Genomic DNA, 14,937 nt, shown 5'->3' with positions numbered 1-14,937 from the left:
CTGCCCGAGGAGTAGTCGTTCGATGAGCGAGCACCGCCGCAAACCGCCCCAGGCCCAAGGTGGCGGACGAGCCGCGGCCCGCCGGGCCGCCCAGCAGCGCCCCGGCCGGGGCGCCTCCGGCGCCGGACGCGACGTATCCACCGCGTCCCCGAGCGTCCCCTACGCAGACCAGGCCGCCCACGGAAGCCGTGCCGAGGCCCGCAGATCCACCCAGCGTGGGCCCGGCGGCCGCGGACGCGGCGGCAAGGCCGGAAAGGGCGCGGGCCGCCCCGACAAGCGGTTCATCAACTACCCGCGGTCGGACAAGGACGGCTGGCAGCGCTTCGTACCGTCCTGGAAGCTCGTCTGCGGCACGGCCCTCGGCTTCTTCGCGGTCGTCACGGCCGGAGCCGGCATCGGCATCGCCATGGTGAACACGCCGGACGCGAACAAGGCGGCCCGGGCGCAGAACAACGTTTTCTTCTGGGAGGACGGCACCCAGATGGTCGCGACCGGCGGTTCCATGAACCGGCAGATCGTGCCCATCTCCAAGATCCCCCGGTCGATGCAGGACGCGGTGATCGCGGCGGAGAACGAGTCCTTCGAGACGGACAAGGGCGTCGACCCGATGGGCATCGCCCGGGCCGTGTGGAACATGGCCCAGGGCGGCTCCACCCAGGGTGGCTCGACCATCACCCAGCAGTACGTGAAGAACACGTACCTGGACTCCGACCAGACGCTCAAGCGCAAGGTCACCGAGCTCTTCATCGCGATAAAGCTGGGTGTGAGCGTCGAGAAGGACGAAGTCCTCGCGGGCTACCTCAACACCGCCTACTACGGTCGCGACGCCTACGGGATCCAGGCGGCCGCGCGAGCCTACTTCGGCAAGGACTGCGAAGACCTCACCGCGTCCGAGAGCGCCTTCCTGGCCTCCGTGCTCAAGGGACCCAACCTGTACAACCCGGACGGCGGCATCGGGGCCGCGGCCACCCCCCAGGCCAACACCGATCGCGCCCGCCTGCGCTGGGCCTGGGTGCTGGACCGCGAGGTCGCGGTGGGCCGGATGCAGAAGTCCGAGCGGGACCAGATCAAGGAGTTCCCCAAGCTCGTCGACTCCGAGCTGGCCCGCGGCATGTCCGGCCAGACCGGCTACCTGGTCGAGACGGCCAAGCAGTACGTGATGAAGGTCCAGAACATCACCCCCGACCAGATGGCCCTGGGCGGCTACCAGATCCACACCACCTTCCAGAAGCCGAAGGTGGACGCGCTGGTCAAGGCCGTCGAGGACACCCGCAACGACTTCCTCGACGAGAAGAAGCGACCCGAGTACGACACGTTCGTACAGTTCGGCGCCGCCTCCGTGGACGTGAAGACGGGGGCGATCAGGGCGCTGTACGGCGGGCCGGGCTGGGACAAGAAGCACTTCACCAACAACGCCAACACCATCGGTGTCCCGGTCGGCTCGACCTGGAAGCCGTATGTGCTGGCCGCCGCGATGGAGTACGGCACCAAGAACTCGAAGGGCGAAGGTCTGGCGGTCGACAGCAAGTACCCCGCCAACGACCTGACCGTGATCAACAACCGTGACGGCCAGCCACTGCGCGACGAGAACGGCAAGCCGTTCCGGCAGAAGAACGAGAGCACGTACCCCTACGGATACGTGACTCTCAACGAGGCGATGGAGAAGTCCATCAACGTGCCGTTCGCCCAGCTCGTCTTCGACGTTGGCCACAACAAGGTCCGGGAGGTCGCCAAGTCCACCGGCATCCTCCCCGAGTCGATGAACCCGAACAACAACGCCTCCTTCGCCCTGGGTACCTCCACCCCCAGCGCGATCCGGATGGCCGACTCGTACGCCACCTTCGCCGCCTCCGGCACCCACCACGAGCCGTACTCCGTGACCAAGGTCGAGAAGGACGGCAAGGAGCTGCCCGGCTTCGAGGCGCCCAAGGCCGAGCGCGCCATGAACGACGCCATCGCCGACAATGTCACCAAGGTGCTGGAGAACGTCGTCGAGAACGGCACCGGCACCAAGGTCAAGAAGCTGGGCCGGCCTGCGGCCGGCAAGACCGGCACCACCGACCAGAACAAGTCGGCCTGGTTCGTCGGCTACACCCCGGAGCTGTCCACCGCGGTCACCCTGTTCCGTACCGACCCCACCTCGGCGGACAAGAAGCTGATGTCCATGAACCGGGTGGGCGGCATCGAGTCCATCCACGGTGGTGACATCCCGGCCGTGATCTGGACCGAGTACATGCGCGAGGCGCTGAAGGGCACCCCGCTCAAGAGCTTCCCGGAGCCCGACGAGATCGGTGTCACCGCGGACGCGTCCGGCGCCCCCACCCCCACCCCCTCGGCTTCCCCGTCGCCCTCCATGTCGGCGTCGACGCCGCCGGTGAGCCCCTCGCCCTCGGTCTCCCCGAGCCCGTCCAAGGCCGGCAAGCCCACCTGCAAGCCGTGGCAGCTGTACTGCGACCCGGCGACCACCGGCGGGACCACTACCGGGGAAACCACCGGCGGACCCAGCGGCGACCCGACGGGGACGCCATCGCCCTCCACCTCGGGCAAACCGGGCCGCCCAGGCGGTGTCACCACCTGGGGCGGCACCACCACGGGCACCACCGGCTGACCCGGCCCGCAGGCCGACCAGCACCGCCCCGAGCTCACGAGGGCCGTCGCACCCGGTGCGGCGGCCCTCCCCCATGCCCGGCCCGTACGGCAGGATGTCCGCATGACGAAGGTGCACGAGGAACGGCCCGTACTGCCCACCCAGCAGGACGAGGTCGCCGCGGCCGGCAGCGAGCTCATCGGCGGCCCGATCGGGCGCCACGCCCGGCTGGGCGGCCACTGGCTGGGACCGGTCCGCGTCATCGTCCTCGTCGCGCTCGGTATGTTCGCGCTCGGCATGGTGCAGAAACTGCCCTGCTACGACTGGGCGTGGTTCCAGGGAGCCGGCTCGCAGTACACCCACGCCTGCTACTCCGACATCCCGCACCTGTACTCCGCACGCGGCTTCGCCGACGGCCTCCTGCCCTACTTCGACCGGTTCCCCTCCATCGAGGCCGACCCGAAGTACGGCGGCATGGAGTACGTCGAATACCCGGTGCTCACCGGGGCCTTCATGCAGGTCGCCTCGTGGCTCACCCCCGGGGCCGGCTCCATCCAGCACCGCGAGCAGATGTACTGGATGGTCAATGCGGGCATGCTGATGATCTGCGCCGCGGTCATCGCCTACTGCGTCACCCGCACCCACCGCCGCCGGCCCTGGGACGCCCTGCTCTTCGCCCTCGCACCCGCCTTCGCCCTCAACGCGACGATCAACTGGGACCTGCTGGCCATCGCCCTGACCGCCGCCGCGATGCTCATGTGGTCCCGCGGCCGGCCGGTGCTCTTCGGCATCTTCATCGGCCTCGCCACCGCGGCCAAGCTCTATCCCGTCCTGCTGCTCGGGGTGCTCTTCGTGCTCTGCTGGAGGGCCGGCAAGTGGCGCGCGTTCGGCGCCGCCGTCCTCGGCGCGGCCGGCTCCTGGCTCCTGGTCAACGGGCCCGTCATGTACTTCGCCTGGGACGGCTGGAAGCGGTTCTACGTCTTCAGCCAGGAGCGGCCCATCGACTTCGGTTCCGTGTGGCTGCTGATCTCCCAGCGCTCGGGGAACCCCCTGGAGGGCGCCAACACGTACGCGACGGTCCTGACGCTGCTGCTGTGCCTGGCGATCGGACTGCTCACCCTGACGGCCCCCCGGCGCCCCCGCTTCGCGCAGCTGGCCTTCCTGGTCGTCGCGGCCTTCATCCTGGCCAACAAGGTCTACTCGCCGCAGTACGTGCTGTGGCTCATCCCGCTCGCCGCGCTGGCCCGGCCGCGCTGGCGTGACTTCCTGATCTGGCAGGCCGGCGAGGTCGTGTACTTCCTCGGGATCTGGTTCTACCTCGCCTACACGACCAGCGGGGACAAGCACCAGGGCCTGCCCGTGGAGGGCTACCAGCTGGCGATCGCCGCCCACCTGCTGGCGACCCTCTACCTGTGCGCCGTCGTGGTCCGGGACATCCTGCTGCCCGAGCGGGACCTCGTACGCCGGGACGGCTCGGACGACCCCTCCGGCGGCGTCCTGGACGGGGCCGAGGACGTTTTCGCGCTCTCGCACACGGCGAAGGCGCCGCAGTACGCGGCGCCTTCGGAGGGACAGCGGGTCGACTGGGGCGTGGACCCCGGCCACTGACCCGCCCTGCTCCCGTCACATGCGGCGGCTCAGGCGTCGAGCACCCGGTCGAACTGCGTGGTGGTGTGCCGCAGGTGCGCCACCAGCTCGTCGCCGACCTTCGGCTCGGTCGCGTCCGAGGGCACGAACAGGATCGAGACCTGCATGTGCGGCGGCTCCGCGAACCAGCGCTGCTTGCCCGCCCACACGAACGGCGACAGGTTCCGGTTGACGGTGGCCAGGCCAGCCCGGGCCACGCCCTTGGCACGCGGCATCACACCGTGCAGGGCCTTGGGAGCCTCCAGGCCCACCCCGTGCGAGGTGCCGCCCGCGACCACGACCAGCCAGCCGTCGGACGCGGCCTTCTGCTGGCGGTAGCCGAACCGGTCGCCCTTGGCGACGCGCGTGACGTCGAGGACCGCACCGCGGTACTCCGTCGCGTCGTGGTCGCCCAGCCACAGCCGGGTGCCGATGCGGGCCCGGAAGCGGGTCTGCGGGAACTGCTGCTGGAGCCGTGTCAGCTCCTGGGCCTTCAGGTGGCTGACGAACATGGTGTGCAGCGGGAGCCGGGCCGCACGCAGCCGGTCCATCCAGCCGATGACCTCCTCGACGGCGTCGGAGCCGTCCGGGCGGTCCAGCGGCAGATGCAGGGCGAAGCCCTCCAGGCGGACGTCCTCGATCGCCGAGTGCAGCTGCCCCAGGTCCTGCTCGGAGATGCCGTGGCGGCGCATCGAGCTCATGCACTCGATGACCACCCGGGCGCCGACCAGGGCACGGACCCCGTCCACCGAGGACACCGAGCGGATCACCCGGTCCGGCAGCGGCACCGGCTCCTCGCCCCGCCGGAACGGGGTGAGGACGAGCAGATCACCGCCGAACCAGTCCTTGATCCTGGCCGCCTCGTACGTCGTCCCGACGGCCAGGACGTCGGCGCCCATCCGGGTCGCCTCCTCGCACAGCCGCTCGTGGCCGAAGCCGTAGCCGTTGCCCTTGCAGACCGGGATCAACCCGGGGAACTGGTCCGCGACCTGCTTCTGGTGCGCACGCCAGCGCGCGGTGTCGACGTAGAGCGTGAGCGCCATGCCCGTCCGGAGCCTCTCTGATAAGCCGCTGGGTGCAGCGGTGCTGTGTGTGGGGATGGGGTGGGGTGCGGGTCAGCGGCGCGACATGTAGATGTCGAGCGCCTTGTGCAGCACCTTGTTGAGCGGGAAGTCCCATTCGCCGACGTACTCGACGGCCTCGCCGCCCGTACCGACCTTGAACTGGATCAGGCCGAACAGGTGGTCGTTCTCGTCCAGCGTGTCACTGATGCCGCGCAAGTCGTAGACGCTCGCGCCGAGCGCGTACGAGTCGCGCAGCATGCGCCACTGCATCGCGTTCGAGGGGCGTACCTCGCGCTTGTGGTTGGCGGACGCGCCGTACGAGTACCAGACGTGCTGGCCGACGGTGAGCATCGTGGCGGCGGCCAGCGGCTCCCCCTCGTGCTTGGCGATGTACAGGCGCATCCGGTTGGGGTCCTCGGAGTTGAGGGCCGTCCACTGGCGCTGGAAGTAGCTGAGCGGGCGCGGGCGGAACTTGTCGCGCTCGGCCGTGATCTCGTACAGGTGCTGCCAGGTCGGCAGGTCCTCGTAGCCGCCCTGGACGACCTCGACGCCGGCCTTCTCGGCCTTCTTGATGTTGCGGCGCCACAGCTGGTTGAAGCCCTTGAGGACATCGTCCAGCGAGCGGTTGGCCAGCGGCACCTGGAAGACGTAGCGGGGCTGGACGTCGCCGAACCCGGCGCCGCCGTCCTCGGCCTGCTGCCAGCCCATACGGCGCAGCTTGTCCGACACCTCGAACGCGCGGGGCTCGATGACCGAAGCCTCCACGTCGCGCAGGCGCTTGACGTCGGGGTCCTGGATGCCGGCCTTGATGGCGGCCGAGTTCCAGCGGCGGATGACGACGGGCGGGCCCATCTTCACGGTGAAGGCGCCCTGGTTCTTGAGGTGCGCCAGCATCGGCTGGAGCCACTCCTCCAGATTCGGGGCGTACCAGTTGATGACAGGACCTTCGGGAAGATAAGCGAGGTACCGCTTCACCTTGGGCAGCTGCCGGTACAACACGAGGGCGGCGCCGACGAGTTCATCGTTCTGGAACCATCCGAGGTTCTCCGAACGCCACTCGTTCTTCACGTCGGCCCACGCCGGGACCTGGCAGTGGCTAGCAGAGGGCAGGCTCTGGAGGTAACCCAGATGCTGCTCTCGGCTGATGGTCCTCAGGGACAGGCTCATGCGGGGCGTCTCCTCCGGCGGCTTCGCTGGCTATGGCGCGAAGCCTACTGCGACAAGGGCGCCACCCATCTGGGGGACGGGCCGTGCCCGGGCCGGAGTGAGGCCGGCGCCCTGTCGCGGAGGTGCCCCGGTCAGCCCAGCCAGCCGCCGAAGAGGCCGCCGTGCGCCATTCCGAGGAAGAAGCCGATGGCCGCGGCGCCAAGGCCGATGATCAGTGCGAAGCGCTCGCGTGTCGTGACGGAGATGAACTGTCCGTACGCGCCGGTGAGGATCCCGATCAGCCCGGTCCACGAGCTGAGCAGGTGCAGGTTGTGGAAGAACGCCGTGACGAACGCCACGGCGCCGAGGACCAGCGTGACCGCGAGCAGGGTGTCCTGGAGCGGGTGGGGCTTGCCGTCGGTGGAGAAGAGGGAGATCGACGGGGCGGACTGGCGTCGCATTGCCTGGGCCATCGGAAGGCACCTCCTGGCTGAAGCAGAACGGTGCGGGGGGCCGCCCCCGGACAGAGCCGGGGACATAGCACCGAGCACACCCGATGGATACAGAGTGTGGCCCTCTCCTGCCGGATTTCAACCGGAAGGAGTCGAGCAGGTAGTCTGTACGGTCTGCGCGGTGTCTGTTCTCAGACGCCGTGCGTACGCATCACGACCCTCCTGCCACGGAACGACCGTGGCCGCTGAGTCCAAAGGAGGTGGGTTCCACATGCGTCACTACGAAGTGATGGTCATCCTCGACCCCGATCTCGAGGAGCGCGCTGTCTCCCCGCTGATCGAGAACTTCCTCTCCGTCGTCCGTGAGGGCAACGGAAAGGTTGAGAAGGTCGACACCTGGGGCCGTCGTCGTCTCGCTTACGAGATCAAGAAGAAGCCCGAGGGCATCTACTCGGTCATCGACCTTCAGGCCGAGCCTGCGGTCGTCAAGGAGCTTGACCGACAGATGAACCTGAACGAGTCGGTTCTCCGGACCAAGGTCCTTCGCCCCGAGACCCACTGAACTTCGGTTCAGCGGTAATCGGGACCGAGTAGCACAGCAGCCCAGCAGCAAATCCCCGCCGAGAGGTTCATCCATGGCAGGCGAGACCGTCATCACGGTCGTCGGCAATCTCGTCGACGACCCCGAGCTGCGCTTCACCCCCTCGGGTGCGGCGGTCGCGAAGTTCCGTGTCGCGTCCACTCCCCGCATCTTCGACAAGCAGACCAATGAGTGGAAGGACGGCGAAGGCCTGTTCCTGACCTGCTCGGTCTGGCGTCAGGCGGCGGAGAACGTCGCCGAGTCCCTTCAGCGGGGCATGCGCGTCATCGTGCAGGGCCGGCTGAAGCAGCGGTCCTACGAGGACCGTGAGGGTGTCAAGCGCACGGTCTACGAGCTGGACGTCGAGGAAGTCGGCCCCAGCCTGAAGAGCGCCACGGCCAAGGTCGCCAAGACCAGCGGTCGCGGTGGCCAGGGCGGATACGGCGGCGGCGGTCAGCAGCAGGGTGGCGGCGGCGGTAACTGGGGCGGAGCCCCCAGTGGCGGCGCCCCGCAGGGCGGCGGAGCTCCCTCCGACGACCCGTGGGCGTCCAGCGCGCCGGCCGGCGGCCAGCAGCAGCAGGGCGGCGGCGGGGGCGGCTGGGGCGGAAGCTCCGGCGGCTCCGGCGGTGGCTACTCGGACGAGCCGCCCTTCTAGGGCAGCTCCATCCCCACTTCTTGATCACACAGGAGAGACACAATGGCGAAGCCGCCTGTGCGCAAGCCTAAGAAGAAGGTCTGCGCGTTCTGCAAGGACAAGACCGCGTACGTGGACTACAAGGACACGAACATGCTGCGGAAGTTCATTTCCGACCGCGGCAAGATCCGTGCCCGCCGCGTTACCGGCAACTGCACGCAGCACCAGCGTGACGTCGCCACGGCCGTGAAGAACAGCCGTGAGATGGCGCTGCTGCCCTACACGTCCACCGCGCGATAAGGAAAGGGTGACCGACTAATGAAGATCATCCTGACCCACGAGGTCTCTGGCCTCGGCACCGCCGGCGATGTCGTCGACGTCAAGGACGGTTACGCTCGCAACTACCTGGTCCCGCGTGGTTTCGCGATCCGCTGGACCAAGGGTGGCGAGAAGGACGTGGCGCAGATCCGCCGCGCCCGCAAGATCCACGAGATCGCGACCATCGAGCAGGCCAACGAGGTCAAGGCCAAGCTCGAGGGCGTGAAGGTCCGTCTGGCCACCCGCGCGGGTGACGCCGGTCGCCTCTTCGGCTCCGTCACCCCGTCCGACATCGCCTCGGCGATCGAGGCGTCCGGTGGCCCGAAGGTTGACAAGCGTCGCGTGGAGCTGGGCTCCCCGATCAAGACCCTCGGTTCGTACCAGGTCTCCGTGCGTCTGCACGCTGAGGTCGCCGCGAACGTGGGCATCGAGGTCGTCGCCGCCTAAGGGCTGCGCGTGAAGGGCCGCACCCCTCGGGGTGCGGCCCTTCGTCGTTGTCGCGCTCGGATGTTTCACGTGAAACATCGGACCGACCGTGAAACATCGGACCGCCGTCGGAGCGACAAGGAGTGCTCCGCGCATGTTTCACGTGAAACATCGCTTCAGCGGGTGGCCCCCGCGACCAGCCAGCGGCCCGAGCGGGCACGGAGCTGGAGGGTGGCCATCCGGACCAGCATCATCAGCGTCATGGCCCACCAGAGGGTGGTCAGGCCTCCGCCGACGGCCGGGACGAGCAGTGCGGCCGGTGTGAACACGGCGAGCGTCAGCAGCATCGCCCAGGCGAGGTAACGGCCGTCGCCCGCGCCCATCAGAACCCCGTCGAGGACGAACACGATGCCGGAGACCGGCTGGGACAGTGCCACGACCAGCAGGGCGGGCAGCAGGGCGTCCTCGACCGCGGGATCGCCGGTGAACAGCGGAATGAACACCGGGCGGGCCAGGACGACCAGCAGGCCGAGCACGATGCCCGCGGCGATTCCCCACTGCACCATGCGCCGACAGGCGGCCTTGGCGCCCTCGGTGTCGCTCGCACCCAGGTAGCGGCCGATGATGGCCTGTCCGGCGATGGCGATCGCGTCCAGGGCGAAAGCCAGCAGGGACCAGAGCGAGAGCATGATCTGGTGGGCCGCGATCTCGGTATCGCCCAGCCGGGTCGCGACGGCGGTGGCGATCAGCAGCACGGCGCGCAGGGACAGGGTGCGGACCAGCAGAGGTACGCCGGCCTGGGCGCAGGCCCGGATGCCCGCAGTATCGGGACGCAGGGAGGCCCCGTGCTTCCGGGCACCGCGTACGACCACGATGAGGTAGGCGGTGGCCATGGCGCACTGGGCGATGACCGTGCCCCAGGCTGAGCCGGCGATGCCGAGTCCCGCGCCGTAGACGAGGGCGAAGTTCAGGCCGCCGTTGAGGGCGAAGCCGCCGACGGCCACGTAGAGCGGGGTCCGGGTGTCCTGGAGGCCACGGATGACGCCCGTGGCGGCGAGCACCATGAGCATGGCCGGGATGCCCACGGCGGAGATCCGCAGATAGGTGATCGCGTGCGGGGCGATGGTGTCGGAGGCCCCGAAGAGGGAGATCAGCCAGGGCGCCGCGGGCAGGACGACGGCGATGACGGCCACGCCGAGCAGGAGGGCGAGCCAGATCCCGTCCATGCCCTGCCGGATGGCCGCCTGGAGGTCGCCCGCGCCGACGCGTCGGGAAACGGCCGCGGTGGTGGCGTAGGCGAGGAAGACGAAGACGCTCACGGCGGTCGTGAGCAGAGCGGCGGCGACACCGAGCCCGGCGAGCTGTGAGGTGCCGAGGTGACCCACGATGGCGCTGTCGGCCATCACGAACAGGGGTTCGGCGACGAGCGCACCGAAGGCCGGGACGGCGAGGGCGAGTATCTCGCGGTCGTGCCGTCTCAGGGCAGCCTTCGGTGCGGGAGGGGCCTGTGTCATGTGCTCAATCTAATCTTCCACAGGTAATGGATGCAAGGCATTTGTGATCCTTACCAACGCGTTGACTTGTGCGTTCTTCGCACCCCGTTGGAGGCGATCTTGAGACAGTGGCCAAGATTTTTCTCCGAGGCACCCAGCGGAACAAGAAATCCCAGGTCAAATGGGGTGTTGGGGTGCCCCGGGTGATTTTGTCCACAGCCTCGTCCCCCGGTCCGTGCACAGCTTCGGGGGAGTTACCCACAGCATTGGCGCGGTCGTCCACATCTCATCCACACAGCCTGTGGATAACAAGATTGGCTGACGTCGCTCGCGGCCCTACCGTTGGGCGTTGCCCGACGTGTCACGTGCCGATTCGGGTGCCCCAAATGTCAGAGCCGTGTCGTAGAAAGATTGGCACGGCGAGGTCCGCGTTGCGGACGGGAGGAGGCGGCCCGGTGAGTATGCCCGAGCCCATGGACGACCCCTGGGCCGACAGCGGTCCAGGTGACCGTCTGCCCGCCCGTCCGCGCCGTAACAGCGAAGGCCGCTCCCGCGGCGACGACCACCGTGACGGGGGCCGCGAGGGCGGCTCCTGGGACGGCGCGGGCGGTGGCTTCGAGCGCGTCCCGCCGCAGGACCTCGACGCGGAGCAGTCGGTGCTCGGCGGCATGCTGCTGTCCAAGGACGCCATCGCCGACGTGGTCGAGGTCCTCAAGGGCCACGACTTCTACCGGCCCTCGCACGAGACGATCTACCAGGCCATCCTCGACCTGTACGCCAAGGGGGAGCCGGCCGACCCGATCACGGTCGGCGCCGAGCTGACCCGGCGCGGCGAGATCAGCAAGGTCGGCGGGGCCTCCTACCTGCACACCCTGGTCCAGTCGGTACCAACGGCGGCGAACGCCGAGTACTACGCGGAGATCGTCCACGAGCGGGCGGTACTGCGGCGCCTGGTCGCCGCCGGTACGAAGATCACGCAGATGGGATACGCGGCGGACGGCGACGTCGACGAGATCGTCAACAGCGCCCAGGCCGAGATCTACGCCGTCACCGAGCAGCGGACCTCCGAGGACTACCTGCCGCTCGGCGACATCATGGAAGGCGCCCTCGACGAGATCGAGGCGATCGGCTCGCGCAGTGGCCAGATGTCGGGCGTCCCCACCGGCTTCACCGACCTCGACTCGCTCACCAACGGGCTCCACCCGGGCCAGATGATCGTCATCGCGGCCCGACCCGCCATGGGTAAGTCCACACTCGCACTGGACTTCGCCCGCGCCTGCTCGATCAAGAGCAACCTGCCGAGCGTCATCTTCTCCCTCGAAATGGGCCGCAACGAGATCGCGATGCGCCTGCTGTCGGCGGAGGCCCGGGTGGCCCTGCACCACATGCGCTCGGGCACGATGACCGACGACGACTGGACGCGGCTGGCCCGCCGGATGCCGGACGTCTCCGCCGCCCCCCTCTACATCGACGACTCGCCCAACCTGTCGATGATGGAGATCCGGGCCAAGTGCCGCCGGCTCAAGCAGCGCAACGACCTCTCGCTCGTCGTCATCGACTACCTCCAGCTGATGCAGTCGGGCGGCTCGCGCCGTCCCGAGAGCCGCCAGCAGGAGGTCTCGGACATGTCCCGAAACCTCAAGCTGCTGGCGAAGGAGCTGGAGGTCCCGGTGATCGCGCTGTCCCAGCTGAACCGTGGTCCGGAGCAGCGCACCGACAAGAAGCCGATGGTCTCCGACCTGCGTGAATCGGGCTCGATTGAGCAGGACGCCGACATGGTGATCCTGCTGCACCGCGAGGACGCCTACGAGAAGGAGTCGCCCCGCGCGGGCGAGGCCGACCTGATCGTGGCGAAGCACCGTAACGGCCCCACGGCCACCATCACCGTGGCCTTCCAGGGCCACTATTCGCGGTTCGTGGACATGGCCAACACGTAGCATCCGGCCATGGATGCCCTTTCTGAAGATCTGGAACTGCTCCCTGCCACTCGGCGTGCGCTGAGGCACCGGATCGCCGTCGCTCAGAGCGAAGGCCGGGCGCCGTCGGTGGTGGCGGCCGTGGTGCGCGGTGGCGAGGTGGTCTGGGAGGGGTCGCGGACCTCCGTCGAGGGGCAGCGGCCCGACGGGAACGTGCAGTACCGGATCGGGTCGATCACCAAGACCTTCACCGCCGTTCTGGTGATGCGGCTGCGGGACGAGGGCCTGCTGGGACTCGGGGATCCGCTGGAGAAGCACCTGCCGGGAACGGGCGCCGCAGAGGTGACCGTCGGTCAGCTGCTGGCCCACACCTCGGGGCTGGCGGCGGAGACACCGGGCGAGTGGTGGGAGCGGACGCCGGCGGCGCTGCGTCCGCGGCTCTCCGACGTGCTGGGCGAGGAGCCCTTCCGGCACGAGCCCGGCATGCGGTTCCACTACTCCAACCCGGGCTACACGCTGCTGGGTTCGCTCGTCGAGGCCGTCCGGGGCAAGTCCTGGGAGGAGGCGCTGCGGGCCGAGGTGCTGGAGCCGCTGGGGATGGACCGTACGACGGTGCTGCCGCAGGCCCCGCACACGGGCGGCTGGGCGGTGCACCCCTGGGCGGACGTGATCATGCCGGAGCCCATGGAGGATCTCGGGCTGATGGCTCCGGCCGGTCAGCTGTGGTCCACGACAAGGGACTTGGCGCGGTTCGCGGTGTTCCTCGCACGGGGCGACGAGCGGGTGCTGAGTGCGGAGACGGTACGGGAGATGCGTACGTCGGCAGCTCCGCTGGAGCCGGGGATCGCCGAGTTCGGGTACGGGCTCGGGATGCAGCTGGTGGACAGCGGCGGGCGACGGCTCGTCGGGCACAGCGGATCGCTGCCGGGGTTCGTCGCGGGGCTGTGGCTCAGCGAGGCGGACGACGCGGCGGCGGTGGTGCTGGCGAACTGCACATCGGGGCTGCCGGCCACGACGGTCGCCGCGGACCTCGTGGGGATCGTCGCGGCGGCGGAGCCGCGGTTCCCGGAACCGTGGCGGCCGTTCCGGGAGGCCGATCCGGTGGCGCTGGAGCTGTGCGGCCCCTGGTACTGGGGTACGGCGGCACACGTGGTGCGGCTGACGGCGGACGGGCAGCTGGAACTCGGCCCGGTCGGTGTGAGCGGGCGTGCGGCCCGGTTCCGTGCGGAGCCGGACGGCGGGTGGACGGGCCTGTCCGGCTACTTCGCGGGGGAGACGCTGAGGGCCGTGCGGCGGCCGGACGGCTCGGTGAGCAACCTCGATCTGGGTTCGTTCGTGTTCACACGGGAGCCGTACGACGCCCAGGCCCCGGTGCCCGGCGGCGTGGACCCGCAGGGCTGGCGCGGCATCGGCTAGGGGGTGTCCGACCCTGATCCGCCGGACACCCCCTAGGGGCCTGTCTTCCGGATCAGGGCGGGCCGGCTCCGGCTCAGGCGACGAGTTCGCGTTCCAGCGGGGTGCGGAAGCGCGGAGTGATGCGGGCGTCGCCCACCCACAGGGCGAGCCGGGCGGCCTCGGCGATGATGGCCTGCTCGGCGGCGCGGCCGGGGTCGCCGAGCAGCCGCCAGACGATCTCGCCGTCCGGGCGCTGGGCCCAGCCGCCCACGATCTCGCCGTTCCACCACACGGTCGGACCGGCGTTGCCCGCGTAGTCGAAGAGGGCGGTCCGATGGGCCGGGTCCAGGTGGAAGCCGCGGTCCGCCCAGCCCATGCCGCTGGGGTCCAGGCCGGGCAGCAGGGCGGCCCATGGTTCCGGGGCGGGCTCGGGCGCGGTGTCCCCGGGGCCGACCAGGCCGGTGCCGCCGTCGTCGAGGCGTACCTGGTCGGGGCCGACGGCCGCGAGGGCCTTGCGGACGTCGGTGAGGGACCAGCCGGTCCACCACTTGAGGTCGGCTTCGGTTGCGGGACCGTAGGCGTACAGCCAGCGGCGCGCGATCTCGGCCCGGGCCTCGGCGGCCGGCAGCGCGGGCCAGGGCTCGGTGTGGACCCAGCGGAACTGGCTGGAGGTCCATGATCCGCGGGGCCGGTCGCGGCGGATCCGGCCGTCGGCGGCCAGGAGGCGGATGACGCGGGTGGCGACGCCGGTCTCGGTCTCGTACTTCTTTCCCCGCGCCATGGTGATCTTCTGGCGCAGCGCGGGCACGGCGGCGGAGAGCTGGCTGCCGGTCGAGGGGCCCCGGGCGTCGAGTGCGTCGAGCGCGGCCGCCTCGGCCTGGGCCAGCCAGTCGGCGTCGAGCCCCTGGCCGTCCTCGTAGAGGTGCTTGAGGAGGGTGCGGCGCTCCTTGACGGCGATACCCCGTGCGGTGGACGCGTCGACGTAGGGGGCGAGTTCGGTGGAGACGGCGAAGAGCGTGTTGCGCATGCTGAGCAGCCGGACGAGGCCGACGTCCTCGTAGAGAGCCCGTTCGATCGCGGCGGGGCTGCTTTCGGTGAGCCGGGCGCGCGCGGAGAGGAAGACGGTCGCGGCGTCCGTGGCGTGCAGGGCGACGACGGCGTCCGCTGCCTGGGGGACGGTGGCGGCATGGGCCGAGGGAGCCAGGCGGTGTCGGCGCCCGAGCCGGTGGCGGCGCTCGGCGGTGGTGATGAGGGGGAGGCGGGGGCTCATCCTCCCGATCGTAGGCCGGGCCGCCCACAG

General features: G+C 69.7%; 13 protein-coding genes. 8 read left to right on the top strand and 5 right to left on the bottom strand.

Translation table 11 applies throughout. From position 1 onward, the window contains the following. Nucleotides 1–22: 22 nt before the first annotated feature. Both J7I97_RS02990 and J7I97_RS02985 read left to right on the top strand, forming a co-directional pair. A complete protein-coding gene (locus J7I97_RS02990) occupies nucleotides 23–2,608 on the top strand; it encodes a transglycosylase domain-containing protein (RefSeq protein WP_214930777.1) in 2,586 nt (861 codons plus the stop codon). Nucleotides 2,609–2,710: 102 nt separating this feature from the next. Further along, nucleotides 2,711–4,195: a glycosyltransferase family 87 protein gene (locus tag J7I97_RS02985; RefSeq protein WP_214930776.1), complete on the top strand. Its 1,485-nt coding sequence runs from the start codon at nucleotides 2,711–2,713 to the stop codon at nucleotides 4,193–4,195. A 29-nt stretch (nucleotides 4,196–4,224) separates the two neighbouring features. Here the strand turns inward: J7I97_RS02985 and J7I97_RS02980 are convergent, their stop codons facing one another. From J7I97_RS02980 to J7I97_RS02970, 3 genes are all read right to left on the bottom strand, one after another. Next, complete coding sequence (locus J7I97_RS02980; protein WP_214930775.1) at nucleotides 4,225–5,256, bottom strand: alanine racemase; 1,032 nt, start codon at nucleotides 5,254–5,256, stop codon at nucleotides 4,225–4,227. 72 nt (nucleotides 5,257–5,328) lie between these two features. Beyond that, on the bottom strand, nucleotides 5,329–6,444 hold the full coding sequence (locus J7I97_RS02975; protein ID WP_214930774.1) for a peptidoglycan bridge formation glycyltransferase FemA/FemB family protein: 1,116 nt from the start codon (nucleotides 6,442–6,444) through the stop codon (nucleotides 5,329–5,331). Nucleotides 6,445–6,575: 131 nt separating this feature from the next. Beyond that, nucleotides 6,576–6,896: a hypothetical protein gene (locus J7I97_RS02970; RefSeq protein ID WP_214930773.1), complete on the bottom strand. Its 321-nt coding sequence runs from the start codon at nucleotides 6,894–6,896 to the stop codon at nucleotides 6,576–6,578. Between the two features lie 250 nt (nucleotides 6,897–7,146). Here J7I97_RS02970 and rpsF point away from each other — a divergent pair, with 250 nt between their 5' ends. The 4 genes from rpsF (at nucleotide 7,147) to rplI (ending at nucleotide 8,854) form a co-directional block, all read left to right on the top strand. Next, complete coding sequence (gene rpsF / locus J7I97_RS02965) at nucleotides 7,147–7,437, top strand: 30S ribosomal protein S6 (protein ID WP_004950685.1); 291 nt, start codon at nucleotides 7,147–7,149, stop codon at nucleotides 7,435–7,437. Between the two features lie 73 nt (nucleotides 7,438–7,510). After that, nucleotides 7,511–8,110, top strand: a complete 600-nt coding sequence (locus J7I97_RS02960) for a single-stranded DNA-binding protein (RefSeq protein ID WP_214930772.1) — start codon at nucleotides 7,511–7,513, stop codon at nucleotides 8,108–8,110. 42 nt (nucleotides 8,111–8,152) lie between these two features. Next, complete coding sequence (rpsR, locus tag J7I97_RS02955) at nucleotides 8,153–8,389, top strand: 30S ribosomal protein S18 (RefSeq protein ID WP_005315025.1); 237 nt, start codon at nucleotides 8,153–8,155, stop codon at nucleotides 8,387–8,389. 18 nt (nucleotides 8,390–8,407) lie between these two features. Then, on the top strand, nucleotides 8,408–8,854 hold the full coding sequence (gene rplI, locus J7I97_RS02950; RefSeq protein WP_214930771.1) for a 50S ribosomal protein L9: 447 nt from the start codon (nucleotides 8,408–8,410) through the stop codon (nucleotides 8,852–8,854). A gap of 155 nt (nucleotides 8,855–9,009) precedes the next feature. On the opposite strand, the gene J7I97_RS02945 is transcribed toward rplI, so the two are convergent. Then, nucleotides 9,010–10,347 carry an MATE family efflux transporter gene (locus J7I97_RS02945; protein ID WP_214930770.1) on the bottom strand — a complete coding sequence of 446 codons (1,338 nt, stop codon included), beginning with the start codon at nucleotides 10,345–10,347 and terminating at the stop codon, nucleotides 9,010–9,012. Between the two features lie 452 nt (nucleotides 10,348–10,799). On the opposite strand from J7I97_RS02945, the gene dnaB reads away from it, so the two are divergent. Together dnaB and J7I97_RS02935 are read left to right on the top strand one after the other, a co-directional pair. Then, nucleotides 10,800–12,263: a replicative DNA helicase gene (dnaB, locus tag J7I97_RS02940; protein ID WP_214930821.1), complete on the top strand. Its 1,464-nt coding sequence runs from the start codon at nucleotides 10,800–10,802 to the stop codon at nucleotides 12,261–12,263. Between the two features lie 9 nt (nucleotides 12,264–12,272). Next, nucleotides 12,273–13,658 (top strand): serine hydrolase, encoded by a 1,386-nt coding sequence (locus J7I97_RS02935; RefSeq protein WP_214930769.1) that lies wholly within the window; start codon nucleotides 12,273–12,275, stop codon nucleotides 13,656–13,658. Between the two features lie 73 nt (nucleotides 13,659–13,731). Here the strand turns inward: J7I97_RS02935 and J7I97_RS02930 are convergent, their stop codons facing one another. After that, nucleotides 13,732–14,907 carry a winged helix DNA-binding domain-containing protein gene (locus J7I97_RS02930; protein WP_214930768.1) on the bottom strand — a complete coding sequence of 392 codons (1,176 nt, stop codon included), beginning with the start codon at nucleotides 14,905–14,907 and terminating at the stop codon, nucleotides 13,732–13,734. Nucleotides 14,908–14,937: the final 30 nt, after the last annotated feature.

Origin of the sequence: Streptomyces sp. ISL-87 (assembly GCF_018614095.1) — a bacterium.
Lineage (GTDB): Bacteria > Actinomycetota > Actinomycetes > Streptomycetales > Streptomycetaceae > Streptomyces.
The sequence above is the reverse complement of the archived record's forward strand: the minus strand, read 5'-3'. Positions and strand labels throughout refer to the sequence as shown.